Genomic DNA, 24,077 nt, shown 5'->3' with positions numbered 1-24,077 from the left:
AACCGTAACGCATAGTGATGCCACTGAATATTGTTGCGACAAAATAAAAAGCGGACCCTAAGGTCCGCTTTTTACCGATAGTCTATTTAGTGACAGTGCTTATTCAGACTCAATTAAATTGGCAATGGTCAATACACCGTGGGTCGTTGCACCTGCCGCCCAAAGCTCATTAGCACTGTCAGCAAAAGCCGATGCTAAGTCCATGTGCAGCCATTGCACATCAGGTCTCACAAAGCGAGCTAAGAAACCCGCGGCATTAGATGCTCCGCCTGCTCCGCCACCTTTCATCGGGCGGCTGTTGGCAGTATCAGCATAGGCTGATGGGCACATATCTTGATGCCAAGGCTCTAATGGTAGAGGCCAAACTCGCTCCGCCACTTCAGCCGCTTTGGTTTGAGTGTGAGCCAGTAACTCGCTACTTGGCGAGAAAATAGCATTGTAGTTAGTGCCAACAGCCATGACCGCAGCGCCAGTTAAGGTGGCTGCATCGATAATTAGTGGCGCGCCTGTTTCAGATGCGGCCTGCAGGCCGTCAGCTAACACCAAGCGACCTTCTGCGTCAGTATTAACCACTTCAACCGTCACGCCATTTTTATAAGTGAGAATGTCGCCAAGCTTATAGGCATGTCCACTAATGAGGTTCTCAGCACAACATAAGAATAACTTCACGCGCTTGTTAAGCCCTGACTTCATGGCTAAACCCAGGGCTGCGGTAACGGTAGCCGCACCACCCATGTCGCACTTCATTCCCAACATACCTTCAGAGGCCTTGATGCTGTATCCACCTGAATCAAACGTGATGCCTTTACCGACTAAAGACACCGCCACCGGCGCATCTTCACCAAGTGGATTGAAGTCCAGTTCAAGTAGTGCCGGTGGACGCTCACTACCGCGGCCCACCGCGTGAATACCAATCCATTGGTGCTCTAAAAGTGCTTCACCTTCAATAATGCGATAGCTGACTTTGTCGCCACCAATGTCACTCAGCCATTTAGCCGCTTGTGTGGCTAAACTCATTGGCGATAGATTTTCAGGAGTTTCATTAATTAGATGGCGAGCAAAACTGGCGCTAGCTAATTGGTCTGTTAGGCGCTGTTGTTCGGCCTCGGTTCCCGCCCAAGTAATCAGCGGGATCTGTTTTGCTGTAGCAAAACCTTGAGCGAAGGCCCATTGAGAATGGATATCCCACAGGTCACCAATGAGTGATACTGATTCAAGGCCTTGGCTACGCATTTTACGCGCTGCTTGTTGAACTTGGCGTAACTCATCCCCCCCATTAAGATGGATGGATGCACCTTCGCTGTTGTAGCTAATATCGGCTTTGCCCCAGTGAGCATCAGCCGTTGTTTTGGTCAGGGTAATCTTCATTGAGCTTGTCATTATTATTCCTTTTTAAACGCGATGTACGCATCAGCGCAGTGTACTCTATTTGCCTCAGTCATCGAAAGCCTCATCACAGTTTGGCTTTTCTGTTAGGCTAAGGCCACTGATGAATCTAGCCATTATATAGTTATACCTATGCAATTTACCCCTGAATTTGACCAAGCAAAGTTAATCAAACGCTATAAACGTTTTCTGGCCGATGTCACCTTAGCCGACGGCAGCACCGTCACCATTCATTGCCCTAATACCGGTTCAATGCGCAACTGTTTATTCCCTGAGCAAACGGTCTACTTTTCAGTATCAGATAACCCTAAGCGCAAATACTCTCGCACTTGGGAACTCACAGAAACGCCTGCAGGGCACCTGATTGGAATTAATACTGGCAGAGCCAACGCCTTGGCGGAAGAAGCTATCAAAGATGGCACTATTACTGAGCTGCAGGGTTATAAAAACCTAAAGCGTGAAGTGAAATATGGCAGTGAAAATAGTCGTATTGACATTTTACTTTCTGAGCCTGACGATGACTCGAGCTCAAAAGCTAGCCAAGTCTATATCGAAGTTAAAAGTTGTACTTTGCTCGAAGATGACCGCGGTTATTTCCCCGATGCTGTTACCACACGCGGCCAAAAACATCTGCGCGAACTAATGGAAATGGTCGAGCAAGGTCACCGCGGGGTTTTGCTATTTGTGGTACAACATACAGGTATCAATAGCGTTCAGGCTGCTGAGCATATCGATCCACAATACGCTGAACTATTGAAACAAGCCGCACAATCTGGTGTCGAAGTGTTAGCTTATTGTGCGCAAATGTCAGCAAAAAGTACCCGCTTGATTAAATCCTGCCCTGTCAACCTCTAAAATGGCGGAAAAAGTTGTATTTGATTGGAATAGGGAACATAGTCAAAGGATACGAATAATGCAAAATAAAAAGTTTGCGTGACATATCAGTTTCTGATATAGATATCGGCCTTTAATAAAAGACGCCCTACAAACGCAAATGATTAACAGGAGATGCGTTATGCCAGAAGGCACTAAAAAACTTGGCGTGCTCGCTATCGCAGGTGTAGACCCTTACCAGGAAAAACCCGGTGAGGAGTACATGAATACGGATCAACTGGGCCACTTTAGAAAAATTCTAGAGGCATGGCGTGGTCAATTACGTGAAGAAGTTGACCGTACGTTGAATCATATGCAAGACGAAGCGGCTAACTTCCCAGATCCTGTCGACCGCGCAGCGCAAGAAGAAGAGTTCAGTTTAGAACTTAGAGCGCGTGACAGAGAACGTAAACTAATTAAGAAAATCGAAAAGACACTTCAAAAAATTGAAGATGATGATTTCGGTTTCTGTGAGTCTTGCGGTATCGAAATTGGTATTCGCCGACTTGAAGCTCGCCCTACTGCTGATCAATGCATCGACTGCAAAACCCTTGCAGAAATTAAAGAAAAGCAGATGGCAGGCTAGTCATCACTGACAAAAAAGCGGGGGTTAAATCCCGCTTTTTTTGTTTGATGCACTGCTGTTAATCTAGGTGTAACCTTGCAAGTCCCCGCTTATATAGGCCGATTCGCGCCTTCTCCTTCTGGTCCCCTGCACTTTGGCTCTCTTATCGCTGCGCTAGGTAGTTTTTTGCGTGCTAAATCTCAACAGGGAAAATGGCTAGTCAGAATTGAAGATATCGATCCTCCACGCGAAGTAGCCGGTGCCGCAGACGGTATTTTACGTACCCTTGAAAGCTATGGCTTACACTGGGACGATAGCGTGTTCTATCAAAGTCTGCGACTTGATGCATACCAGCAACAACTCGATGTGCTACTTAACCATGACTTAGCCTATTACTGTCAATGCACTCGCAAACAAATTCAAGCAATGGGTGGCCTCTATGACAGCCGTTGTGGCCAGCGGAACACCGCACATAGTCATGGTGCCATTCGTGTACGCAATCAAACCCAAAGCGATCACTTTTACGACCGCCACATGGGTATGATTCGCGTGGACAATCACTTTGCCAAAGAAGATTTTATTATTAAACGGCGTGATGGTCTCTATGCCTACCAATTGGCGGTAGTCATGGATGATATTGAGCAAGGGGTAACTGAAGTCGTTCGTGGCTGCGATCTGCTCACTTCTACGGTACGGCAGATAGACCTGTTTACCCTTTTTGATAAGCCCGTGCCAAACTGGCTGCATCTACCGCTGCTGTGTGCCGAGCCGGGGCGAAAGCTGTCTAAACAAAACCATGCGCCCGCCATCGACAATCATGCACCGCAAGCAAGTATCAATGCCGCGTTGCAGGTATTAGGGCAATCACCGGTCGAGACTCATTCAGATGTCACAGTCATGCTGCAGCAAGCGATTGCGCAATTTAATCTGGCAACCGTCCCCAAACAGCAAGAAATTGTCTTAGCCACAACGACATAAGTACCTATTGCTAAAGTCTGTTGCACAACACCGGCTGTCATATCAAATTTCGTGCAAATAACCAACGCATCGCGACACTCAAGGTATACTCATTAACCAATATTTGAGTTATCATAGCCGACCAGTTTCTAGCAATCATTACGACCCAACACTGAGGTGCACTATTTTTCGCCGCATTAGTCAATTCTGTAAACAGCTATTTGACGATAACTCCCATGATCAGCACAGCACAGATTCAGGCCTAAGCCTGCAAGTTGTTGCGCGTAAACACCACACTATTTCACGCAAGCAGATCAGCGAAAATGCGATTAAAGTGCTATACCGATTGCATAAATCAGGCTTTAAAGCCTATTTAGTCGGCGGCGGGGTCAGAGACATTTTATTAGGCTTACAACCTAAAGATTTTGATGTGGTGACTAACGCCACTCCTGAAGAGATTAAGAAGCTATTTCGTAATTGCCGTCTAGTTGGCCGCAGATTTAGATTAGCCCATATCGTTTTTGGCCGTGATATTATCGAAGTAGCCACACTACGTGGTCACCATGTCGATAGTGGCGAGAAAATTTCCAAAACCAATGCTGAAGGTCGCCTGCTACGTGACAACGTATATGGCACCATTGATGAAGATGCCGAGCGCCGCGACTTTACCGTGAATGCCTTGTATTACGATATCAGTGATTTCTCAATTCACAGTTATGGCGGTGGCTTACAAGATTTAGAGTCTCGGACTATACGTTTGATTGGTGACCCACAAAAACGATACCGAGAAGATCCGGTGCGTATGCTGAGAGCGGTGCGCTTTGCCACTAAGCTTGGTATGTCTATCGACGAAGCAGCGAGCCAACCCATCTATGAACTCGCACCGCTGCTAAAAGATATCCCTGCGGCACGTATGTATGAAGAAGTGCTTAAGCTATTCTTTAATGGCCAAGCGCAGAATAACTTTACCATGATGCGCGATTACGGTTTATTTGAGCCACTGTTTCCGCAAGTAGAACAATTGCTGACTGAAGACAGTAAAGGTCCTAGTCAGAAGATGCTGCAGGCCATCATGCGTAATACTGACGCACGGGTCGATGCAGGAAAAACAGTCACACCCGCGTTCTTCTATGCAGCAATTTTGTGGTACCCATTACAGCAACGTGCTGATGATATCGCCTTAGAAAGTGGTTTAAGCAGTTTTGATGCTTACAATACGGCTATGGGTGATGTCATGGAGCAACAGTGCCGCTCTATTAGCATCCCACGACGTTTCAGTACTCCTGCAAAAGATATTTGGCAATTGCAGCTACGCTTTGACCGCAATCAAGGTACCCGTGCCTTCAAGTTTATTGAGCACCCTAAATTCCGTGCGGCCTATGATCTACTGCTATTACGTGCGGAAGCTGAAGGTGGCAATATCGCAAAATCTGCCGCATGGTGGCGCAGTTTTGTCGAAGGCAGTGAAGAGCAACGTAGCGTGATTGCCAGATCGGCTAACAAAGGGGGTCGCAACCGCAACACCCGACGTCGCCGTAAGCCCAAACCTAAAACGGCAGAGTAATGCTAACCACAGTCTATGTCGCATTGGGCGCTAACCTCGCCCAACCGCACAAACAACTGGATGATGCCGTACAGGCCCTAACTCAACTTGCTAAGCATACCAGCTTGCAAGTATCAGCTTATTATCAATCAACCCCTATGGGTGAAGTCGAACAACCTGACTATCTCAACGCGGTAGTCAGTTTTGATACTGACCTTACACCACTAGCATTACTCGACGCGCTGCAAGCAATCGAAAACCAACAAGGGCGTGAGCGCATTGTACGTTGGGGGGCTCGCACCCTTGATTTAGATATCCTCTTGTACGGCCAGCAAGTCATCTGCAGTGAGCGCTTAACAGTGCCTCACTCTGGCATGAAACAACGAAGCTTTGTGTTGGTTCCCCTTGCCGATATTGCGCCAGCACTGATCCTCCCCTGCCAAACGCCTTTGTCCGCTCTAATTGACGATGATCTGCGCGCTGAATTGCAACAACATAGCTGGGAACATTGCACTCAGCGCTAAGTTAGCTTATAACTGCTTGCAGCTTTGTATTTAGATTTATTTTCAACGCAAAATTAAGATTATCATTATGTCAAAGATCACCAGCTCTACCTTGCTCAAATTCAAGCAAGAAGGGAAAAAGTTCACCTCACTTACCGCCTATGACGCCAGCTTTGCCAGTGCATTTGATAGCGAGGGCGTAGACGTCCTGCTCGTCGGTGACTCGATGGGTATGGTACTTCAAGGGCATGACGATACCCTGCCAGTTTCTGTTGATGATATCGCCTATCATACCCGTTGTGTGCGCCGTGGAATCAAACGTGCATTGCTGATCGCAGACATGCCATTTATGAGTTATGCCACCGCAGAACAAGCGATGACGAACGCAACAACCCTGATGCAAGCCGGTGCCAATATGGTTAAAGTCGAAGGCGGACATTGGCTGCTAGAGACCGTAACCAAACTGACCGAGCGCGGTATTCCCGTATGCGCCCATTTGGGTCTTACGCCGCAATCTGTGCACGTATTTGGTGGTTTTAAAGTGCAAGGTCGCGATGCAGATAATGCTCAACGCATACTCGATGAAGCCAAAGCTCTACAAGCGGCTGGCGCCCAGCTGTTAGTCGTTGAATGCATTCCAGCCGAGCTTGCTAAGGCCATCACCGAAGCATTGACCATCCCCGTCATTGGGATTGGCGCAGGAGCCGACACTGATGGACAGATACTGGTAATGCACGACGTACTTGGTATTTCCAGTGGCTATATTCCTCGATTCTCTAAAAACTATCTTTCCCAAACTGGTGAGATTCGTGCGGCGATAAAAGCCTATATCGAAGAGGTACAGCAAGGTACCTTCCCAGGCGATGAACATACCTTTAATTAGGCCGATTTTTATTCTTAACTCTGGCCCTAGCTGCGGTTTCTAGGGCCAATTGATTCAAGATACTTTTATGCTAACCACCAGCGATATTAATCAAATTAGAACTCAGGTGCGTCAATGGCGCCAACAAGGTGAACGTGTTGCATTTGTGCCTACCATGGGCAACCTACATCAGGGCCATATAAGCCTTATAGAGGAAGCGAAACGCCATGCTGATCATGTTGTTGCCTCTATTTTTGTCAATCCAATGCAATTTGGTCAAAACGAAGATTTAGACGCCTACCCGCGAACATTAGCGAATGACCAGCAAGCACTTAGTCAGGCAGGTGCTGAATTACTGTTCACCCCTACTGCAGAGATTATTTACCCAAAAGGGTTAGCAGAACAAACATTTGTTGATGTCCCGGGTATTTCCGAACAATTGTGCGGACAAAGCCGTCCAGGGCACTTTCGTGGTGTCGCAACAGTTGTATGTAAGCTATTTAATATCGTGCAGCCTGATGTTGCCGTATTTGGCGAAAAAGACTTTCAGCAACTCATGGTCATTAAAACCATGGTAGAAGACTTATCATTGCCAATATCCATTGTCGGCGTCGCAACCAAACGCGAAGCATCGGGCTTAGCCATGAGTTCTCGTAATGGCTATTTAAGTTCGGCGCAAAAACAAAAAGCCGCAATGATTAAACAAACCCTAGATGCGTTAATTCTTGATATAAAACAGGGAATGAGTATCGAGCAGGCCACAATCAGTGCGCAATCCAAATTGCAACAAGCGGGCTTTGAGCCTGACTACCTAGCAGTTAGGAACGCTAATAACCTCGCAACAGTTGCTGCCAACGATACTGAGCTAGTCGTACTGGTAGCTGCCTATATGGGTAAGACTCGACTGATAGATAACCTCACTTTCAGCCGCTGATAAAACACTGATGTAGGCCCTGCTTTGCCATAGGCCTACATCAAGCTAACGCGCTAATCACTAAGCAAAATAAACTGTTATTGACGCTTTTTTCTGGTGTTAACCGTAAACATCAGCCATAGTAGTATATGCACTCAGTAGCGATAGAAAGGAAGTCCGACCATTTTGCTGTCGTCTTCTATCCGTGAGGCAAATCATTCATACTTTTGAAAGTATACTTGTGGACGCACAAAGGACGTCAGCTACATGGTAAAAATCTTGGTGATCACTTTCATCGCGCTCTATGGCTCTACTGCGTCCGCTAGTAGTATCTATAAGTGCATAAAAGATAATAAAATTGTATTTAGCCAAGAAAGTTGCCCTGAAGAATACCGCCAACATGAGATTAAATACTCCCTAGGTATTACCACAGAAACCGATTCTGACAAACGCAAAGAATATCAAGATCCACTGCAAGCTTTATTAAATAGGAGCACGATTTCTCAAGAGAAATTATTGCAGCTTATCAGTAGTGAAATTTATCGACTCAATCAAGAAAATAGCTACTTTGAAATCCTTCGAGCCAGTGAAGCCCAAAAACTAGAGCGTAAACGCTACTGGGAAAAACTCGACAAAGAAGATCCTGGTCATATAGCTGCGCTGGCAGAAATGAATAGCTACTTTGATGATTTAATTGTCAATAATCAAAGTAGCATAGACATATTGCAGCAGCATCAAACTAGAATAAACTCTGCACAGAACGATATAGATAATAGCGATAGCAGTCCACGTTAACAGTGCTTACTATTTGTTGCTATACTCAACTCCCCTCTTGCACTTCGCAAAATTGATGCCCAACACACATCTCGACCGAGTCTATAGCACCACCAGAAACTAGATCTAATAATGCATCTTCAATTATCTCTACGCGCTTATTTACTTCGCCACGGTCACCAACATTGGTACTAGTGTTTAAATTTTCCTTATTCATAATCTTAATCCTTTTATTTAAAGCTTGTGAGATTTTAAAGGGCTGACGCATAAACAACGCTCATCTGATCTGTTAATAAATCGTTAACACCTGTACCCTTGGAGCAATCAATTTGGTATATTCTTGAGATGATTGTAAGGACTTAACTGGGATTAAATAAGGCTTTATTAGGATAGAATTTTATGGATGATTACCGCTATAATTGATTGTAAAACAAATATAATAAGTCAAACTCTACCCATAGGATTACTGCCTAAGTAGTATCAATAAAAACTATTATAAAAGTGCTTTATTTACGCTCAACAACAAATAAACAAGGAAAGTAGTATGGTGATAAATCATCAAAGTCGCTTGGTCAGCGTGCTTTTATTACTGCTACTACTGTGTAGCAACAATGCTATTGCAGAGGCACTTTGCATAAACCAAGAGAATAAATCACTCAACCGTAGCCAGATAATTTTACAATGTAATCAGAGAATTCAAAGCTTGCACGAAAGTGACCCAGAGTTTTTCTCTTTATCTATCTCACTGGCTAAACTCTATAAGGAAACGGGAGATCTTAATTCAGCAGGTAAGATTCTCAACTCTCTGTTAAGTACGCCTCACAACATCAGTGATATCGACCGTATTCAAGTATTAAGACAGTCCGGTATTATTTACTTTCAACAGCGTCAGTATGAACAAGCTTTTAATGCTTTTGAGCCAGCATTAAGCTTATCAATCAGTTTAAAAGATAATCGAAGAGTGGCACTGGGCTATAATGATTTAGCCAATATATACCATGCCTACGGCGACCATGATACTGCTGCAAAGTTACTCTTAAAAAGTTATGAAATCCACTCTCAAGAAGGTAATGAGATTGGTCAAGCGAGTGTATTGAATAATTTAGGGTCACTGTATAAAGATAAAGCAGAATACGATGAAGCCATTGTTTCTTATCGCAATGCATATACTATTTATAGCAAATTAGGTAAAGATTTACGCGCAGCTCAAACACTGTCAAATTTAGGCGATACCTTTGATTTAAATGGAGAACCAGAAAAAGCTATTGAATTGCTAAAGCAATCAGCAAGTAGCCTTGAACAACTTAATTCTTACCGATTTCTCGCCGACATATATGTATTGCTCGCTGAGATATCAGTAAAAAATAACTTAGCTGATAGTGCACAACAATGGCTCAATAAAGCCAAGCAAACACAAAACCTATTACAAACTAATCAAGACACACCCAAATATTGGTTTGTACAGGGGTTGGTTTGGCAGTCTCAGCAAGAGCTAAAGCAGGCATTGACTGCGTTTGAAACGGCATTTTCACAGATAGATCGTTATAGAGAGTATAAATTCCAAAAAGAACTTTATACCGCCATGGCGGAACTCAGCGAGCAAGTAGAAGATTACCAGGCCTCGAGTCGATATTGGCGAGTCTACGCCGATACGCTGAAATCACAGCTGTCCCTAAAAGATGCCATTAACTCAAAACACATTCGCAGTACTTTCACCTTTGAACCAGCCGAAAATGGCGATCCGACAACCTGGATTATTATTAGCTGTTTAATACTACTGCTACTCACCCTGGCAACCTATATTTTGTGGTTCAGACAACGACTGCCATCTGCCGACACCAGTACCACGAAAAAATCTCCCCAAAGCCACCAAGCAAATATAAAAACAGAGACACAATCAAAGCCACCAGCTCCAGAGAACTTGCGCCAAGATTTGGTTGAACTTATGCATTTATCATTACAGATGTGGGAAGAGTCAACCCAAACCGGTAAGCTTGAGCTGGCACAACAGAGTAAAATTTGGAGTGTGGGTATCGATGATGGACGGCTTAGGGCAAGGGCAATGGAGCGCTATTTTGGTATCAACACGTTGCCCCAGCGTCCAAGGTGGCGGTCAGTAGTCAGAACCTGTAACTTTGTTTTGCAACGTTGTCAGAACAGCAGCCTCTACCGAGAAGAGCTTCAAATCAAGCTTAAGCGGTTTCAAGATAATATGAAAAGAAAAGCTATTATTAATAGCCAAAGCAACAGTTTAGATGAAGAAGTCTGCCGTTAATCAATTCATCTGATTGCCATAAGACTTCTCAACCTAGACCAAGCGATTAATTTGCTGCCATGGGCAAAGGGGCTGCACCTATACCGCCGCTCGTTTTAGCACTTCTATAGTCTTCCTTACTAATCTCTAAACAAGCGCCTTTGGCAAAACGGATAATTCGGTCGGCAGACATGATAGTCTGTGGCCGATGGGCAATCATTATGCGAGTAATATTAAGTGCCCGAATGGCTTGGTTAACATGTTGCTCTGCTTTTAGATCTAAGCTAGCGGTGGCTTCATCTAAAAATAAAATTTTAGGCCGTTTATACAAAGCTCTGGCTAACAATAAGCGCTGCGCTTGACCACCGGATAAGGTGGAGCCCATATCACCAATCAATGAGCGATATCCCATGGGCAAACTGTTTATGTCGCGGTGAATTCCCGCGGCCTTGGCACACTCTTCAGCCCACTCTTTATCTGGCTCTTGACAGAAAAAACTAATGTTTTCAAGAATCGTCCCTGAGAGTAACTGGTCATTTTGCAACACACTTGCCACTTGCGTGCGGTAGTTGATTAAACCCACTTTGCGAATATCGCGTTGGTCAATTTGAACTTGCCCTTGGCTTGGCTTAAGCAAGCCAAGCATCACCTTCATTAAGGTGCTTTTCCCGCAACCAGACGGACCCACAATAGCTACAGACTCGCCCGCATTCACCTTTAAGTTTATGTCAGACAATACATCACGCTCTTCGTCTGAATAACTGAAATTGATTCCGTTAAGGTTAAGCTCACCAGATACGTTAAAATCATCATCACGCTCACCCAAATCACGTTCTTGCTCAGTTAAGGTAATGTCGCCTAGACGTTCAAGGTGTAGAGAACACATTTTGAACTCAATGTACTTATCAATGAGATTGCTAACCTTTTGTTCAAACTGGGTTTTGTAAGATACGAAAGCCAATAGCATGCCCACTGTTAATAGGTTTTCCATCACCATGCCGGCGGCAAAGTAGATCACTAGGATATTCTCAATGCCAAATATCAACATGCTGGTCCAACTGAACAACACGCGTAAGCGCTCTACTTTAATGGCACTATTTGCGCTATCTACATTGAAATTATTAAACAGGTTAAGTCTGTCGCTTTCTTTAGTGAACAACTTAATGCTTTGGATACCACGTACTGACTCCATAAAGTTACTGTCTTTTTTTGCTAAACAGACAATATTCTCACGGTTAACGTTTTTAAGCTTTGTGTAAGAGATACAGCGGACAGCAAGATAAAGCGCTGAAGCGCACAACACCACTAACATCAGGTCGACACTGTAAATATACATCATCACTAGCAGGCCAATAATGATTAGGCCATCGACGAGGCTTTCTATCAAAGTCGTCGTCAATAGATTCTTTAGCGACTCCAATGAACGAAAACGCGACACAACATCACCAATATGACGCTTCTCAAAATAATCCATCGGCAATTTAAATAAATGACTCACTAGATTCGCATTCATCTGCAGGGAGAGCTGATTACCCAGTAACATGATGATTAACGATCGCAACGCCGTTGACAGGGCTTGCAACAACAGAACGGCCCCGAAGCCGACCGCTAAGATATTTAACAGGCTATAGTCATTTGCAATAAGCACATCATCGACAGTCAACTGCATGTAAATTGGCGTCACCAAGATAAACGCTTGCAGCAACATGGAAAATAGGAACACGGTTAGCAACGACTGCTTCCAACCATCTAGGTTTGACCAAAATGACGCAAGTGAAGCCTGAGGCGCTGCTTCCTGTTTGGCAAAATCATCGCTTGGCTCAAGTTCTAGTGCTACGCCGGTAAAGCTTTGTGAAAGCTCTTCTGCATTGCAAGTATGCTCACCCAGTGCAGGGTCATGTAAGTAAAACTTATTGCCCGACACTTTCTTTAACACCACAAAGTGGTCTAGGTTCCAATGTAGGATGCAAGGTGTTTTTAGCTGCGAGATGCCTTCAATGTCACACTTAACAGCACGATGTGCCAAACCTACTTTGTCTGCTAGCTGGGTCATGCCTCTTAATGTTGACCCTTTGAGTGATACCCGATGCTTTTGGCGCATTTGAAACAGATCGGTTTGAAAACCATGGTAGCTGGCAATCATTGCCATGCATGCTAGGCCGCATTCGGCAGCCTCTGTCTGACGAATTACAGGTAGCATCTTGCCGCCAGTAAAGTTAATTCTATCAATCAAGGTTTGCATCTTATCTATCCTTTAAGCTGTAGATAGGCTCAAGCAGCCATTGAACTAATGAGCGATTTTCTAGTTTGACACTGGCTTCGAGTTCCATGCCCACGCCAAGCGCGAGCTCTTCGCCTTTTGCTGCGATAGTTTGTGAATTTAGGCCAACAATGACTTTGTAGACCGCGCCCGTTAAGTCAACACTGGTTTCCAGTTCTTCTGGCAGTGAAATAACTTTAGAGACACTCAGTACAGTGCCTTTTTGCAGACCAAAGTGTTGATAGGGAAATGCGCTATATCGCATTGAGACTTGCTGATCCGCTTTAATAAACCCTATTGAGCTTGCTGGCACATAGAGTTCCGCTTGCAATTGAGATTCAGCAGGAATGATGCTCGCCATCACATCACCTTTGGTGATGAACTCGCCCACATGAGTGAGTTGGTTCCCTATCACGCCGCTCAATGGCGCGTATATGCGATAATCAACATTGGCAGCAACCTCGGCAATGCGTTGCTCATTTTCAATCAAACTACGTTTGAGGCGATTTTGCTTTTCTTGGAAGATGCCTGGCTTCATGGCAAGATCATTGTTTAGCTCAGTTAGTATCAATTGATTACTATTACGCTTCATTTTCAAATCGTTGCGCATACTGACTAGCGCTAAATGCTCTTCAATTACCTGGTCAAGCTGGGCTTGGTTGGTATGACCTGCATCCATTAAACTACGATTACGATTAAGGCCCTGTTCACTAATCGTGAGCCGTTGTTGGTACAGCGATAACTGTTCATCAAGGTGTACTATCTCAGCTCTTTTTGCTTCTACTTTGCTTTTAAGTAATTCGATTTCAAGATTAAAAGCCGACTGAGCAATTTTAATGTCTCGCTCCAACGACTGCTGCAATACCATTTGCTGCTGGAGGATATTTTGGTCAATGTTCTGATCCAAAGAACTATGGCGTTCAGTCGAGATAACATAGAGTAACTGGCCTTTGTCAACAAACTCGCCCTGGTGAAAGATTTGCTCAATGATTTGCCCTTCTCGGCGAGCGCTGACTTTAACAAGTCCTTTATCAACGGTAATAACGCCAAATACATCGGCATATTTTGTATAGGTGCCCACAAATAGGAACACGAAGGCTAGCGAGACAACTGCAAACAGCAATATGGCAATAATTTTGTACTCTTTGGGCTGCCTTAATAGCACAGTGCCCAAAGAGTTTGACCCTGACTTATTCAGTACTTCTTTCCTAAATAGTTGGTCTGCCGACGAGTTATTTTGCATCGTTTCCTCCATCTCTCCTGTGATGTTTAAGCCGCTACTTGTCGAACTTGCTTAGCTTTTTCCAGCTCATCTCGCTTCGATTTTTGTCGCGCCTTTTCAGCCTCGTAGGCCATCTTGCTGAGTGTTTCCGCACCATATTTCTTAGGAAAAACTTTGTACCAACGAATGAATGTTTCTTCGCCTAAATGATCATAAACAAACTCATACTGCCAACGTTTCGATTCCATGATTTCGCGCTTACGTTCGGCGATTGTCATACCTGCGGTCCGCTGCTGCTCTTTTTCTATCTCTCGCTTAGAGTTCGGCGCATGGTGGCAAAAACGACCAAAGTAGGTTTGGCAAAACTCGCCGTATTCTCGTGAGAACAAAATAAAGTTGTGCCACATCTCATCCAAAACTAATAAGGCACTATCAATAACAACCGGCTTATTGATCCCCTGTTGCTTTACTTGATTTGCCATCCACAACCAACGTTTTACATCATCAAACAACTGCTGTGCTTCAGCCTCTTCAACTGCAAATATTTTTACAAATCTATCGATAACATCCTGGTTTTGATAAGCCATTACCGACGCTAAACTTGGATTGCTCATGTCGTTCTCCTTAACCTTAAATAGATGGGGAGTAGCACTCCCCCGTCATGACTCTAACTTCAGCCTGGGCCTCACTACAGCATGAGGCCTGACTCAATTGCACGTTAGTCTTGGAACAAACATTCGATGCAACTGATGCAGCTGATTCGACATAAATCGATGTCTAACTGACCACCGGATACGCTGTCTAACAATGCTTCTTCAATCAGTTCGACTTTGGCTTGATTTTCCATTGCTATTTTCCTTGTATTAATCCGTTAATTAGTGCTGAAACAAGCATTCTAGGCAGCTGATACAACTGATATGACAAATGTCGATATCCAACTGGCCACCCGATACATTATCTAAAAGCGCTTCTTCAATTAGCTCAACTTTGTTTTGCTCTTCCATGGTGTTTTCCTCTTTTTAATCCGTTAATGGCTTAGTGTTGAAATAGACATTCAATGCAGCTGATGCAACTGATATGACACAGGTCGATATCCAACTGGCCACCTGATACATTGTCTAAAAGGGCTTCTTCAATCAGTTCTACTTTGTTTTGCTCTTCCATGGTGCTTTCCTTTAATTAGTCCGTTAATGGTTTAGTGTTGAAATAAACATTCGATGCAACTGATGCAACTGATATGACATAAATCAATGTCTAGTTGGCCACCTGATACATTGTCTAAAAGGGCTTCTTCAATCAGTTCTACTTTGTTTTGCTCTTCCATGATGTTGTCCTTAAGTTGGTTAACCTGACTATTTAGTCTTGAAACAAGCATTCAATGCAGCTAATGCAAGAGATGCGGCACAAGTCGATATCCAATTGACCACCAGATACACTGTCTAATAGTGCTTCTTCAATTAGCTCTACTTTTTGAGTTTGGTTTTCCATATTACTTTCCTTTCGTTTGTGAGTTTAAAAATGCGATTCAATATCGCTTTGCCAGTTTTACAATTTCATAGCTCAATCAATGTGAGTGATTGAGTTGTCGTTGGCTAAGTTCATTTAGCGACACCACACTTGATTTAGCTAGGAGATTAGCGGGATATAGGCAGGATGTAAGCGGGAAAATACACTGGGAATAAGTCTAGACTAAGATATTGATAGGTAAATATAAAAACATCAAAAGTACCCGAATCATCCCTAAAAACTCACGCCAATAAACTCAGTACTATTCGGTCGTTTTTACTCATTGGCTTCAAAAATTACAACGATTTACTCCGCCAGTTTTTGCCGTTAAGCTGAGCTGACTAGTGCAATACTTGGGGGTGATATGCCAGTAATACCCAAATTACTGCTTTGGCCGGCAATGATGTCTGTCAATAAACATGATGAATTGGTCTACTTGGCTACGGCAGAGGACTTGTTGCAAGAATACGGGGCTTATGCGGGGCAAGCGCTGGAACTTATAGATAGCAAAGGTTATCGCTTTAGCGTAAAACAGGCTGAAAAAGCTATCCAGTCAAACAACACCGAATCTAAACTAGCGCTCATATCCAGCGGCGAAGCGCCGCTGCCGGTGTCTATGATATTGGCTAAGGTGCAACGTCACGCCGCATTAACTGGTCAATGCTGTACGGCAAAAATGGCAGCCACAGACTATAGCCAAGTATTTGAAATGTTAGCTTACTTAGAGGAAGGTGCCGTTAACCGCTAAAGAGATAGTCGGTTAACGGCTAAAATGATCGGGCTTGATTTAGGTTCGCAGACCAATACCGCGACTAATTAGGTAATAAGCAACAAGCCATAGTCCAACACAAAAGCTTATCATCACCGCAATCGACATCGGCACACTCATATCGGCATAACCTAAAAAGCCATAACGAAATACATTAATCATATAAACCACGGGGTTTAGCTGTGACACCCCCTGCCAAAAGCTGGGCAGAAGGCTTAATGAGTAAAATACCCCGCCCAAATAGGTTAGTGGTGTGAGCACAAAAGTGGGGACTATGCTGATATCATCATAGCTCTTAGCAAATACCGCATTGATTAAGCCGCCTAAGGCGAACAGGATTGACGTCAGTAATACGGTAATCGCCACTAAGCCTGCATGGTGCAAACTGATATCAACAAAAAACATCGCCACTAGCGTCACAATCAAACCGACACAAAGCCCGCGTGCCACTCCGCCACCGACATAACCGGCTATCATCACATAGTGAGGCACTGGCGCCACAATAAGTTCTTCTAAATTGCGCTGAAACTTGGCACTAAAAAAGGACGAGGCCACATTGGAATAGGATGCGGTTATGACCGACATCATAATCAAACCTGGCGCGATAAACTCCATATAGCTAACACCGCCCATCTCACCAATACGCTTACCTACCAAGTTACCAAAGATCAAAAAATACAAAGTCATACTGATAGCGGGCGGAACCAAGGTTTGTACCCAAATACGGGTAAAACGGTTAATCTCTTTGGTGATGATACTTTTGAACGCGGTAAAATATAGTGCTCTCATATTCATTTGCTGGCTCATGCTACACGGCTCCCTTCGCTTTACCTTGCTCGACCAATTCTACAAATAGCTCTTCTAATCTATTGGCTTTATTGCGCATAGATAACACCGCAATATCTTGCTCTGTCAGCTGAGAGAAAACCTTGTTGATACTATGATCTTTGGCCACATCCACTTCTAATGTGTGCGGGTCGGTCAATCGGCACACCATGCCATCAAGCTGCGGCGCTTGTTTGATATCTTTGGCTAAATCTAGAATGAAGGTTTCCAAGTTCAGTCTGCTGAGCAATGATTTCATGCTGGTACACTCCACGAGCACACCTTTGTCGATAATGCCGATATTGCGACACAACATTTCCGCTTCTTCTAAATAGTGGGTCGTCAATATTATGGTGACGCCTTGCTTATTAAGATCTGTCAGAAAGGTCCACATCGACCGACGTAACTCAATATCTACGCCCGCAGTAGGTTCATCTAGAATTAGCAATTTGGGTTCATGCATTAATGCCCGGGCAATCATCAAACGGCGTTTCATACCACCTGACAAGGCTCTTGCAGGACTATCACGCTTGTCCCATAAATCCAATTGAGTTAAGTATTTCTGCGCGCGCTGCATTGCCACCTCACGCGATACGCCATAATACCCGGCTTGGTTAACCACAATTTGAATTACTTTTTCAAATTGATTGAAATTAAACTCTTGTGGCACTAAGCCAATAGAAAGTTTGGCAAGTTCAAGTTGGCTATCAATATCATGCTCAAATACCTTCACGCTGCCAGCCGTCTTTTGCACTAAGGAGCTAATGACGCCAATAGTGGTCGACTTGCCTGCGCCGTTAGGGCCTAGCAAAGCAAAAAAGTCGCCTGCGGCGACGTTAAGGCTAATGCCTTTTACTGCCTCGACACCACCTTTGTAGGTTTTCTTCAGATCTTCGATCACCAAGGCATATTGATTCGTTGCCATGTAAAACATCCATTCTTTCTATGAGCTAAAAACAAAAACTCCTGCCTAGGCAGGAGTCATTACCCAATGCCGTTTGGCACTAGTCGAGCGGTACAACTTTGGCGATATACGGCAAGTTGCGGTATTGCTCGGCATAATCGATACCATACCCAACAATAAATTCATCTGGAATGGTAAAACCGATAAAGTCTACCGGCACATCCACTTCTCGACGCTCTGGCTTATCGAGTAATGTACATAGCGCTAGGCTCTTAGGGCCGCGAAGCAGCAACATGTCGCGTACTTTATTTAAGGTGTTGCCAGAATCAATCAGATCTTCAACGATCAACACATCGCGACCTTCGATATCAGACTGCACGTCTTTTAAAATTTTCACATCACGTGAGCTGGTCATTGCATTACCGTAACTTGATACCGACATAAAATCGATTTCAACATGCCCTTTAATGCGACGACAAAGATCCGCCATAAAGACCACCGACCCTTTCAGTAAGCCGATCATTAGCAGACGTTCACTGTCCTGATAGTGGGCATTGATCCTTTCTGCCAATATATCCAGTTTCTGGTCGATCTCTTCAGCCGAGATCATCACTTCTGTGGTGTGTTTCATACTCTTCTCAAATTGTCTTATTTGTCACCCGTATCGGCGCTATGTTTATCATAGCCCCAACGTTGGGTAAATACGTGCTCGATACCTAAATGATCTAAAATGCGAGCGACCATGAAGTCTACCAGATCTTCAACTGATTTGGGACTATGATAGAAACCGGGTGCAGCAGGCATAATGGTGGCGCCAAGCCGAGAAAGCGACAGCATATGCTCTAAATGTATGGCACTAAAGGGAGATTCTCTAGGTACCAGTATCAATTGGCCGCGTTCTTTAATCACGACATCTGCAGCTCGTTCAAGCAAACTGTTACTCATTCCCGTGGCTACCGCTGCCAACGTGCCGGTACTGCAGGGACAGATGACCATCTGTTTGGGTGCCGCCGAGCCCGACGCTGGTGGCGAAAACCACTCATCTTTTCCCAATACATGAAGGCTACCACTCACAACCACACCTTGGTCGGCAAACAGTTGCAACAATTGCTGCTGCGCTTTGTCGCCATTGGCACTTAACTGCAAGCCATGTTCAGCTGCCAGTACCACTCGCGCTGCACTCGATATCATTAAAAACACCTGATATTCAGCACTCAGTAAACACTGCAGCAGCTTCAGCCCATAAGGCGCACCAGAGGCCCCCGTCCAAGCTAAGCTAATTGATTTGTCGGTTCGTGGATAATTCATTAATACCTTCTCAAAGCTTGCTGCCCGCCACTACTTAGCGGCAAGTTGCGCCAATAACTTTTGGTGAATACCAGCAAAACCACCATTACTCATGACAATAATAGTATCGCCCGGCGCGGCAACAGCTGCGACGTCAGTCACGATTTGCTCGATGTCAGTCAATACTGTGACCGGCAAGCTCGCCTGCTGCATCGCCTCGGCGAGATCCCAGCCAACATTGTCAGCTTGATATAGCCAAGCACAATCTGCCAATTGCATTGACTGTGCTAGCGTCGCTTTATGCACACCGCTTTTCATGGTGTTGGAACGCGGCTCCAGCACCACAATAATCTTACCGTCGGCCACTTTAGCTCGGCAGCCTTGTAGTGTCGTCGCAATGGCGGTCGGGTGGTGGGCAAAATCATCGTACACCGCTACCCCGTTTTCTATCCCCAACAGTTCCATCCGCCGTTTTGGTGGTGCAAACTGCGCCAGAGATTTCAGCGCCTCACTAGGTTTAACACCAACGTGTCTTGCAGCAGCGATCGCCATACAAGCATTTTCAACATTGTGCTGACCAATAAGCTGCCAATCTAAACATCCCTGGGATTCACCATTAAAAAACACTTCAAACTGATGACCATCATCCGCTAACAATTTCGCACTCCAACCTTGTGCTGCCGCCTCGCTAGCGTAGTTGTGGTGGTAAGTCTCTTGCTCACTCCAGCAACCTCTTTCTATCACATTTTGTACTGCCGAGCTGTCAGATGGCCAAATCACCTTACCTTCACCGGGCACTGTGCGGATCACATGATTAAATTGTTTTTGAATTGCGTTTAGATCTTCAAAAATATCAGCATGATCAAACTCTAGGTTATTAATCACCAGTGTGCGTGGTTGGTAATGCACAAACTTAGAACGTTTGTCGAAAAAGGCACTGTCATATTCATCAGCCTCAACCACAAAAAAGGGTGAGTCACCTAGTCGTGCCGATACCCCAAAATTCTGCGGTACCCCACCAATCAAAAATCCAGGCTGATAACCACAGTCTTCAAGAATCCAAGCTAACATGCTTGCCGTAGAGGTTTTGCCATGGGTGCCAGATACCGCTAACACCCAGCGCTGAGGTAAGATATGGTCGGCTAAGAACTGTGGCCCTGAGGTATATTTCAAACCACGATTGAGTACTGCCTCAACACACGGATTGCCACGGCTCATGGCATTACCTATCACCACAATATCAGGTGCATCATCTTGGTTTTTTCCAAGTTGCTCAGGATCAGAGCCTTGAATCAATTCAATGCCTTGTTGCTCTAATTGCGTGCTCATTGGTGGATAAACATTGGCATCACTGCCTGTCACCTTGTGTCCCATCGCACGAGCTAAAAGCGCCAGCCCACCCATAAAGGTGCCGCAAATCCCTAAAATGTGTACATGCATGTTGTTGGCTCTAAAGAATAAAGTACTGCCGCCATTCTAATCTATCGTGGTGCGAATTGTCAGTGTCGTCTAGTTGGATTTGGCAGATTATTGCCCAGCTGCAACCGTATATTGACCTATTTTGCTAACTAAATGGGCTATTGCTTTGTGGCCACAAAAGTGGACTGAAAAATATATTCAAAATAAATAACCCTTTTTGAAATCCGCAGCGTTTATAGCTGTAAACAACCTTACTCAACGAGTTAAAAGATTTCAGGAGCATTACCATGACAAAATTTTCATTGAGCGCCCTAATAGCAGCAACCGCCATGACTGTCGCCCCTTTTGCCAGCAGTTACGCCGCAGACCTAAACTTCCCTCACATTGAAACGATTGGTACCAGCCAGATCTCCATTGCAGCAGATGTGGCGATGATCAATGTCGAAGTGGTCGTCCAAGAAGACTCTGCCAGTGCGGCAAAAGCCAGTTCAGATAAAGCTGTTGCCGAATTTATTAAGCGTTTAAAGGCCCAAGGCGTGGCAGCGAAGGATATTCAAAGTGCCAATATTCGCCTAAACCCACGCCACCTTTACGATCCAGAAACTCGTATTAACAAAGAGATTGGTTATCAAGCCAGACGCCAAGTGACGGTCACAGTGACCGAGCTCAACAAGCTCAATCAAATACTCGATAGTGCATTGGCAAATGGGATTAACAAAATTAATCATATTAATTTCAAAGCTAGCCAAGAGCAGGAGTTAATCGCCAAAGCACGTGCGCAAGCAATACAAGATGCAAAGCAAAAAGCCCAAGCATTGGCTTCTGGATTTGATAAAGAGCTCGACGGCGTATGGCAAATTCGTTATTACGAGCAACGACCCGTTCAACCTGCCATGTATCGAATGAAAGCGGGTATGGAAGCTGACGTAGCCGAGAGTTATCAGCAAGCCCAAACAACCATTAGTGATCGTGTCGAAGTGATCTACCGTTTAAAGTAACCGACACTAACAACAAAAAGCCCTAACAGGATTGTTAGGGCTTAAATTCATTAGAAATTATAGGTGACATTCACGCCAATGTTACGCGGATCAACCACAGCATCGTAACCATTGGGATACCAAGCGCTAGGTGGATCCGTTACCGTTACCGCCTGTTCGTCAAATAGGTTGTTAACAAATGCACTGACTCGCCAAGCGTCATTGATGTAATCAACGTTGAAGCGACTAATCACATAGTCACCCGCTTTGAGTTCTTCAGTATTGGCGATATCTCCCTGGTATTCGCTGACATAGTTAGCCGAAATACCAAAACTAAACTCATCATTTAACCAATACTTTAGGCCCAAATTGGCCGTTAAATTGGGAGCTGAGCTCAATTCATTGCCAATGATGTCACCAAATTCCGGTGCTGCCGCTTTAATCTCACTTTCAAGTAGTCCCAAGCCCGAAGTTAACTGTAGATCGTCGGTCAACATGGCGGTTAATTCCGCTTCAGCGCCATAGGTTACCGCTTGGTCTACATTAGTGATTCGACGTTGCGTATTTGATGCTTGATAGCCATCGAAGTCATTGTAAAACACATTGGCACTGAGGTTCACATCACCATTGGCAAAGCTACTTCGGGAGCTAAATTCGTAAGTATCTACTGACTCTTCATCATAGTAATAGTAGAGGTTTTCGCGAGATAAGGCTCCGCCACCTGCGTTGTAACCGCGTCGAGCACTCAAGGCTAATGTTGTGGTATCCGTGACCAGATATTGCAACACGAGCTTGGGCAACGTCACGGTGTTGTCAGTATCAAGATCTTCATTGATGACCCCGTCACCACTACTCATGACAAAATTACGATTCTGCTCATCCTGCATCACTCGACCGCCGACAGTTAACCGCCATTGGTCTGCAAAACCATAAGTTATTTCACCATAAACAGAAGCTGAGGTACTGGTATCATCACCATGATAAGCAAAGCCGCCAACACTGACAAAATCCTGTTTACGTTCAAAATAGGCTAAGCCTAAGAAGCCATTAAATTCCGGATCATCAAGGCCAAAGGTGTATTTTCCATCAAGTGTGTAGCTCTTATCATCCATCTGCACATTTTGTTGTCGAGCGGCCTGGGCCTCATAAGACTGAAACCCCCACTGATAATCCATATAAGCAACTAACAAGTCTAGCGACTGGCCACTACCTAAATCATAATCGAACTTCAACGAATGAGTATCAGACTGTGTATCCATATAGCGGTGAAACATAGGCTTATATTGCCAGGGATCTTCACCATCGTAATACTTTCGACCCGAGCTACCTTTCTCTTGGTTATAGGCATAGGTATACATGACCTTTAGCGCATCTAATGCCGCCGGCTGCCAGAGCATTTTTGCCCGTAAACGGCTGGTTTTTAGCTCTTTCTGATCATAAGTATCTGGGTTGGTTTCATATATCACTTCTTGATTGTAATGCTCTCCATCAACATGCTGGCCGGTAATTCTTACGGCCAGTTGATCTTCAACAATCGGCCCCGACACCATAAACGCACTATCAATGAAGCTATCTTGATCTCGGTAACCCAATCGAGCTGCACCATTCCAATCAAAGGTAGGATCAAGGGTTTTGATGAACACAGTTCCACCAATACTGTTACGGCCATTAATGGTTGACTGTGGTCCTCTAAATACCTCAATCTGTTCAATGTCCCACAGACCCGTATCGCCAGTTAAGTCAGCAACAAAAGGTTCTGCCACACCATCTATTAGTGTAGAAACCCGCGCTTTAGCGCCGCCGGTAAATGAGTTAAAGCCCCCTGCTGCACCATTACCCGTTACCCCACGAATATCCGGGGCGGCACCGGTTAATGCGACGATGTTGGGGATTTCAGACAGTGCGCTGGAAACTGATAAGTATTGACCGCTATCAAGCGTGTCCTTATCAATAACAGAAACAGATGAGGTCGTGTCTTTTAAACTACGTTCTATTTTCTCACCGTGTACGGTAATGACTTCTATAGATTGTGTTGGTTCTGCGTCAGCCACGACTGCAGCTTGAGCAGCAGAAAGTGCTGTGCACGCCAACACACTGGTCGCGATGATGCTCTTTTTAAATACCCTGTATTCCATGGGATACCTCAGATTTCCAATGAACAAATTGTGATACAGCTTGTAAAACCGCCACAATTTACGTTAAAAACCGCAACAATGCAATTGCGAATCATTAGCATTTACATTACGATTGGTGCGGGATTTATTTTGGAAAAAGGGAA

27 protein-coding genes are annotated in these 24,077 nt (G+C 44.6%); 11 read left to right on the top strand and 16 right to left on the bottom strand.

Features of this window, described 5'->3' with window-relative positions; translation table 11 throughout:
* Nucleotides 1–99 precede the first annotated feature (99 nt).
* Nucleotides 100–1,380, bottom strand: coding sequence for an aminopeptidase PepB (gene pepB, locus FLM48_RS03550; RefSeq protein WP_179023492.1), 1,281 nt, complete (start codon nt 1,378–1,380; stop codon nt 100–102).
* A gap of 138 nt (nt 1,381–1,518) precedes the next feature.
* Here pepB and sfsA point away from each other — a divergent pair, with 138 nt between their 5' ends.
* From sfsA to FLM48_RS03510, 8 genes are all read left to right on the top strand, one after another.
* Nucleotides 1,519–2,241: a DNA/RNA nuclease SfsA gene (gene sfsA, locus FLM48_RS03545; protein ID WP_179023490.1), complete on the top strand. Its 723-nt coding sequence runs from the start codon at nt 1,519–1,521 to the stop codon at nt 2,239–2,241.
* 160 nt (nt 2,242–2,401) lie between these two features.
* Nucleotides 2,402–2,845, top strand: coding sequence for an RNA polymerase-binding protein DksA (gene dksA / locus FLM48_RS03540; protein WP_028772080.1), 444 nt, complete (start codon nt 2,402–2,404; stop codon nt 2,843–2,845).
* A gap of 75 nt (nt 2,846–2,920) precedes the next feature.
* Nucleotides 2,921–3,802, top strand: coding sequence for a tRNA glutamyl-Q(34) synthetase GluQRS (gluQRS, locus tag FLM48_RS03535; protein ID WP_179023488.1), 882 nt, complete (start codon nt 2,921–2,923; stop codon nt 3,800–3,802).
* A 247-nt stretch (nt 3,803–4,049) separates the two neighbouring features.
* The gene (gene pcnB, locus FLM48_RS03530; protein WP_372847469.1) at nt 4,050–5,345 is read left to right on the top strand and encodes a polynucleotide adenylyltransferase PcnB; all 1,296 of its coding nucleotides are present in this window, start codon (nt 4,050–4,052) and stop codon (nt 5,343–5,345) included.
* Nucleotides 5,345–5,848: a 2-amino-4-hydroxy-6-hydroxymethyldihydropteridine diphosphokinase gene (gene folK, locus FLM48_RS03525; protein ID WP_179023486.1), complete on the top strand. Its 504-nt coding sequence runs from the start codon at nt 5,345–5,347 to the stop codon at nt 5,846–5,848. The genes pcnB and folK overlap by 1 nt, the downstream gene beginning before the upstream one ends.
* A gap of 67 nt (nt 5,849–5,915) precedes the next feature.
* Entirely contained in the window at nt 5,916–6,710 is a 795-nt protein-coding gene (gene panB / locus FLM48_RS03520) for a 3-methyl-2-oxobutanoate hydroxymethyltransferase (RefSeq protein WP_028772076.1), read from the top strand.
* A 67-nt stretch (nt 6,711–6,777) separates the two neighbouring features.
* Nucleotides 6,778–7,623, top strand: coding sequence for a pantoate--beta-alanine ligase (panC, locus tag FLM48_RS03515; protein WP_028772075.1), 846 nt, complete (start codon nt 6,778–6,780; stop codon nt 7,621–7,623).
* Nucleotides 7,624–7,869: 246 nt separating this feature from the next.
* A complete protein-coding gene (locus FLM48_RS03510) occupies nt 7,870–8,397 on the top strand; it encodes a DUF4124 domain-containing protein (RefSeq protein WP_179023484.1) in 528 nt (175 codons plus the stop codon).
* Between the two features lie 25 nt (nt 8,398–8,422).
* On the opposite strand, the gene FLM48_RS03505 is transcribed toward FLM48_RS03510, so the two are convergent.
* A complete protein-coding gene (locus FLM48_RS03505) occupies nt 8,423–8,593 on the bottom strand; it encodes a hypothetical protein (protein ID WP_157577429.1) in 171 nt (56 codons plus the stop codon).
* A 327-nt stretch (nt 8,594–8,920) separates the two neighbouring features.
* On the opposite strand from FLM48_RS03505, the gene FLM48_RS03500 reads away from it, so the two are divergent.
* Complete coding sequence (locus FLM48_RS03500; RefSeq protein WP_179023482.1) at nt 8,921–10,651, top strand: tetratricopeptide repeat protein; 1,731 nt, start codon at nt 8,921–8,923, stop codon at nt 10,649–10,651.
* A 46-nt stretch (nt 10,652–10,697) separates the two neighbouring features.
* On the opposite strand, the gene FLM48_RS03495 is transcribed toward FLM48_RS03500, so the two are convergent.
* From FLM48_RS03495 to FLM48_RS22670, 8 genes are all read right to left on the bottom strand, one after another.
* The gene (locus FLM48_RS03495; RefSeq protein ID WP_179023480.1) at nt 10,698–12,872 is read right to left on the bottom strand and encodes a peptidase domain-containing ABC transporter; all 2,175 of its coding nucleotides are present in this window, start codon (nt 12,870–12,872) and stop codon (nt 10,698–10,700) included.
* Between the two features lies 1 nt (nt 12,873).
* Nucleotides 12,874–14,133, bottom strand: coding sequence for an HlyD family secretion protein (locus tag FLM48_RS03490; RefSeq protein ID WP_028772072.1), 1,260 nt, complete (start codon nt 14,131–14,133; stop codon nt 12,874–12,876).
* A 26-nt stretch (nt 14,134–14,159) separates the two neighbouring features.
* The gene (locus FLM48_RS03485) at nt 14,160–14,726 is read right to left on the bottom strand and encodes a hypothetical protein (protein ID WP_028772071.1); all 567 of its coding nucleotides are present in this window, start codon (nt 14,724–14,726) and stop codon (nt 14,160–14,162) included.
* 104 nt (nt 14,727–14,830) lie between these two features.
* Nucleotides 14,831–14,959 (bottom strand): hypothetical protein, encoded by a 129-nt coding sequence (locus FLM48_RS22690; RefSeq protein ID WP_256871039.1) that lies wholly within the window; start codon nt 14,957–14,959, stop codon nt 14,831–14,833.
* Between the two features lie 28 nt (nt 14,960–14,987).
* Nucleotides 14,988–15,116, bottom strand: a complete 129-nt coding sequence (locus FLM48_RS22685) for a hypothetical protein (RefSeq protein ID WP_256871038.1) — start codon at nt 15,114–15,116, stop codon at nt 14,988–14,990.
* 31 nt (nt 15,117–15,147) lie between these two features.
* Complete coding sequence (locus FLM48_RS22680; RefSeq protein ID WP_256871037.1) at nt 15,148–15,276, bottom strand: hypothetical protein; 129 nt, start codon at nt 15,274–15,276, stop codon at nt 15,148–15,150.
* 31 nt (nt 15,277–15,307) lie between these two features.
* Entirely contained in the window at nt 15,308–15,436 is a 129-nt protein-coding gene (locus FLM48_RS22675) for a hypothetical protein (protein WP_256871037.1), read from the bottom strand.
* A gap of 32 nt (nt 15,437–15,468) precedes the next feature.
* Entirely contained in the window at nt 15,469–15,600 is a 132-nt protein-coding gene (locus FLM48_RS22670; protein ID WP_256871036.1) for a hypothetical protein, read from the bottom strand.
* A 382-nt stretch (nt 15,601–15,982) separates the two neighbouring features.
* Here FLM48_RS22670 and FLM48_RS03480 point away from each other — a divergent pair, with 382 nt between their 5' ends.
* Nucleotides 15,983–16,366 carry a DUF4144 family protein gene (locus FLM48_RS03480; RefSeq protein ID WP_179023479.1) on the top strand — a complete coding sequence of 128 codons (384 nt, stop codon included), beginning with the start codon at nt 15,983–15,985 and terminating at the stop codon, nt 16,364–16,366.
* Between the two features lie 39 nt (nt 16,367–16,405).
* Here the strand turns inward: FLM48_RS03480 and FLM48_RS03475 are convergent, their stop codons facing one another.
* From FLM48_RS03475 to mpl, 5 genes are all read right to left on the bottom strand, one after another.
* Nucleotides 16,406–17,176 carry an ABC transporter permease gene (locus FLM48_RS03475; RefSeq protein WP_179026259.1) on the bottom strand — a complete coding sequence of 257 codons (771 nt, stop codon included), beginning with the start codon at nt 17,174–17,176 and terminating at the stop codon, nt 16,406–16,408.
* 19 nt (nt 17,177–17,195) lie between these two features.
* A complete protein-coding gene (locus FLM48_RS03470; protein WP_179023477.1) occupies nt 17,196–18,137 on the bottom strand; it encodes an ABC transporter ATP-binding protein in 942 nt (313 codons plus the stop codon).
* A gap of 79 nt (nt 18,138–18,216) precedes the next feature.
* Nucleotides 18,217–18,747: a hypoxanthine phosphoribosyltransferase gene (hpt, locus tag FLM48_RS03465; RefSeq protein ID WP_028772068.1), complete on the bottom strand. Its 531-nt coding sequence runs from the start codon at nt 18,745–18,747 to the stop codon at nt 18,217–18,219.
* 17 nt (nt 18,748–18,764) lie between these two features.
* Nucleotides 18,765–19,424: a flavin prenyltransferase UbiX gene (locus tag FLM48_RS03460; protein ID WP_179023476.1), complete on the bottom strand. Its 660-nt coding sequence runs from the start codon at nt 19,422–19,424 to the stop codon at nt 18,765–18,767.
* A 30-nt stretch (nt 19,425–19,454) separates the two neighbouring features.
* A complete protein-coding gene (mpl, locus tag FLM48_RS03455; protein ID WP_179023474.1) occupies nt 19,455–20,843 on the bottom strand; it encodes a UDP-N-acetylmuramate:L-alanyl-gamma-D-glutamyl-meso-diaminopimelate ligase in 1,389 nt (462 codons plus the stop codon).
* A gap of 266 nt (nt 20,844–21,109) precedes the next feature.
* Here mpl and FLM48_RS03450 point away from each other — a divergent pair, with 266 nt between their 5' ends.
* Nucleotides 21,110–21,820, top strand: a complete 711-nt coding sequence (locus FLM48_RS03450) for an oxidative stress defense protein (RefSeq protein WP_179023472.1) — start codon at nt 21,110–21,112, stop codon at nt 21,818–21,820.
* A 50-nt stretch (nt 21,821–21,870) separates the two neighbouring features.
* On the opposite strand, the gene FLM48_RS03445 is transcribed toward FLM48_RS03450, so the two are convergent.
* Nucleotides 21,871–23,934: a TonB-dependent receptor gene (locus FLM48_RS03445; protein ID WP_028772065.1), complete on the bottom strand. Its 2,064-nt coding sequence runs from the start codon at nt 23,932–23,934 to the stop codon at nt 21,871–21,873.
* Nucleotides 23,935–24,077 lie beyond the last annotated feature (143 nt).

The organism is Shewanella sp. Scap07 (assembly GCF_013394145.1).
Classification (GTDB): Bacteria; Pseudomonadota; Gammaproteobacteria; order Enterobacterales; family Shewanellaceae; genus Shewanella; species Shewanella waksmanii.
This window is presented reverse-complemented; position numbering and strand designations above follow the sequence as displayed.

Coding starts and splice junctions, on each gene's coding strand:
- mpl (WP_179023474.1), bottom strand. CDS start 20,843: ATGCATGTACACATTTTAGGGATTTGCGGCACCTTTATGGGTGGGCTG.
- FLM48_RS03485 (WP_028772071.1), bottom strand. CDS start 14,726: ATGAGCAATCCAAGTTTAGCGTCGGTAATGGCTTATCAAAACCAGGAT.
- sfsA (WP_179023490.1), top strand. CDS start 1,519: ATGCAATTTACCCCTGAATTTGACCAAGCAAAGTTAATCAAACGCTAT.
- FLM48_RS22675 (WP_256871037.1), bottom strand. CDS start 15,436: ATGGAAGAGCAAAACAAAGTAGAACTGATTGAAGAAGCCCTTTTAGAC.
- dksA (WP_028772080.1), top strand. CDS start 2,402: ATGCCAGAAGGCACTAAAAAACTTGGCGTGCTCGCTATCGCAGGTGTA.
- FLM48_RS03495 (WP_179023480.1), bottom strand. CDS start 12,872: ATGCAAACCTTGATTGATAGAATTAACTTTACTGGCGGCAAGATGCTA.
- FLM48_RS03470 (WP_179023477.1), bottom strand. CDS start 18,137: ATGGCAACGAATCAATATGCCTTGGTGATCGAAGATCTGAAGAAAACC.
- FLM48_RS03480 (WP_179023479.1), top strand. CDS start 15,983: ATGCCAGTAATACCCAAATTACTGCTTTGGCCGGCAATGATGTCTGTC.
- FLM48_RS03445 (WP_028772065.1), bottom strand. CDS start 23,934: ATGGAATACAGGGTATTTAAAAAGAGCATCATCGCGACCAGTGTGTTG.
- FLM48_RS22680 (WP_256871037.1), bottom strand. CDS start 15,276: ATGGAAGAGCAAAACAAAGTAGAACTGATTGAAGAAGCCCTTTTAGAC.
- FLM48_RS22690 (WP_256871039.1), bottom strand. CDS start 14,959: ATGGAAAATCAAGCCAAAGTCGAACTGATTGAAGAAGCATTGTTAGAC.
- FLM48_RS03510 (WP_179023484.1), top strand. CDS start 7,870: ATGGTAAAAATCTTGGTGATCACTTTCATCGCGCTCTATGGCTCTACT.
- FLM48_RS03505 (WP_157577429.1), bottom strand. CDS start 8,593: ATGAATAAGGAAAATTTAAACACTAGTACCAATGTTGGTGACCGTGGC.
- FLM48_RS03490 (WP_028772072.1), bottom strand. CDS start 14,133: ATGCAAAATAACTCGTCGGCAGACCAACTATTTAGGAAAGAAGTACTG.
- folK (WP_179023486.1), top strand. CDS start 5,345: ATGCTAACCACAGTCTATGTCGCATTGGGCGCTAACCTCGCCCAACCG.
- FLM48_RS03450 (WP_179023472.1), top strand. CDS start 21,110: ATGACAAAATTTTCATTGAGCGCCCTAATAGCAGCAACCGCCATGACT.
- FLM48_RS22685 (WP_256871038.1), bottom strand. CDS start 15,116: ATGGAAGAGCAAAACAAAGTTGAGCTAATTGAAGAAGCGCTTTTAGAT.
- FLM48_RS22670 (WP_256871036.1), bottom strand. CDS start 15,600: ATGGAAAACCAAACTCAAAAAGTAGAGCTAATTGAAGAAGCACTATTA.
- hpt (WP_028772068.1), bottom strand. CDS start 18,747: ATGAAACACACCACAGAAGTGATGATCTCGGCTGAAGAGATCGACCAG.
- FLM48_RS03460 (WP_179023476.1), bottom strand. CDS start 19,424: ATGAATTATCCACGAACCGACAAATCAATTAGCTTAGCTTGGACGGGG.
- panB (WP_028772076.1), top strand. CDS start 5,916: ATGTCAAAGATCACCAGCTCTACCTTGCTCAAATTCAAGCAAGAAGGG.
- FLM48_RS03500 (WP_179023482.1), top strand. CDS start 8,921: ATGGTGATAAATCATCAAAGTCGCTTGGTCAGCGTGCTTTTATTACTG.
- FLM48_RS03475 (WP_179026259.1), bottom strand. CDS start 17,176: ATGAGAGCACTATATTTTACCGCGTTCAAAAGTATCATCACCAAAGAG.
- pepB (WP_179023492.1), bottom strand. CDS start 1,380: ATGACAAGCTCAATGAAGATTACCCTGACCAAAACAACGGCTGATGCT.
- panC (WP_028772075.1), top strand. CDS start 6,778: ATGCTAACCACCAGCGATATTAATCAAATTAGAACTCAGGTGCGTCAA.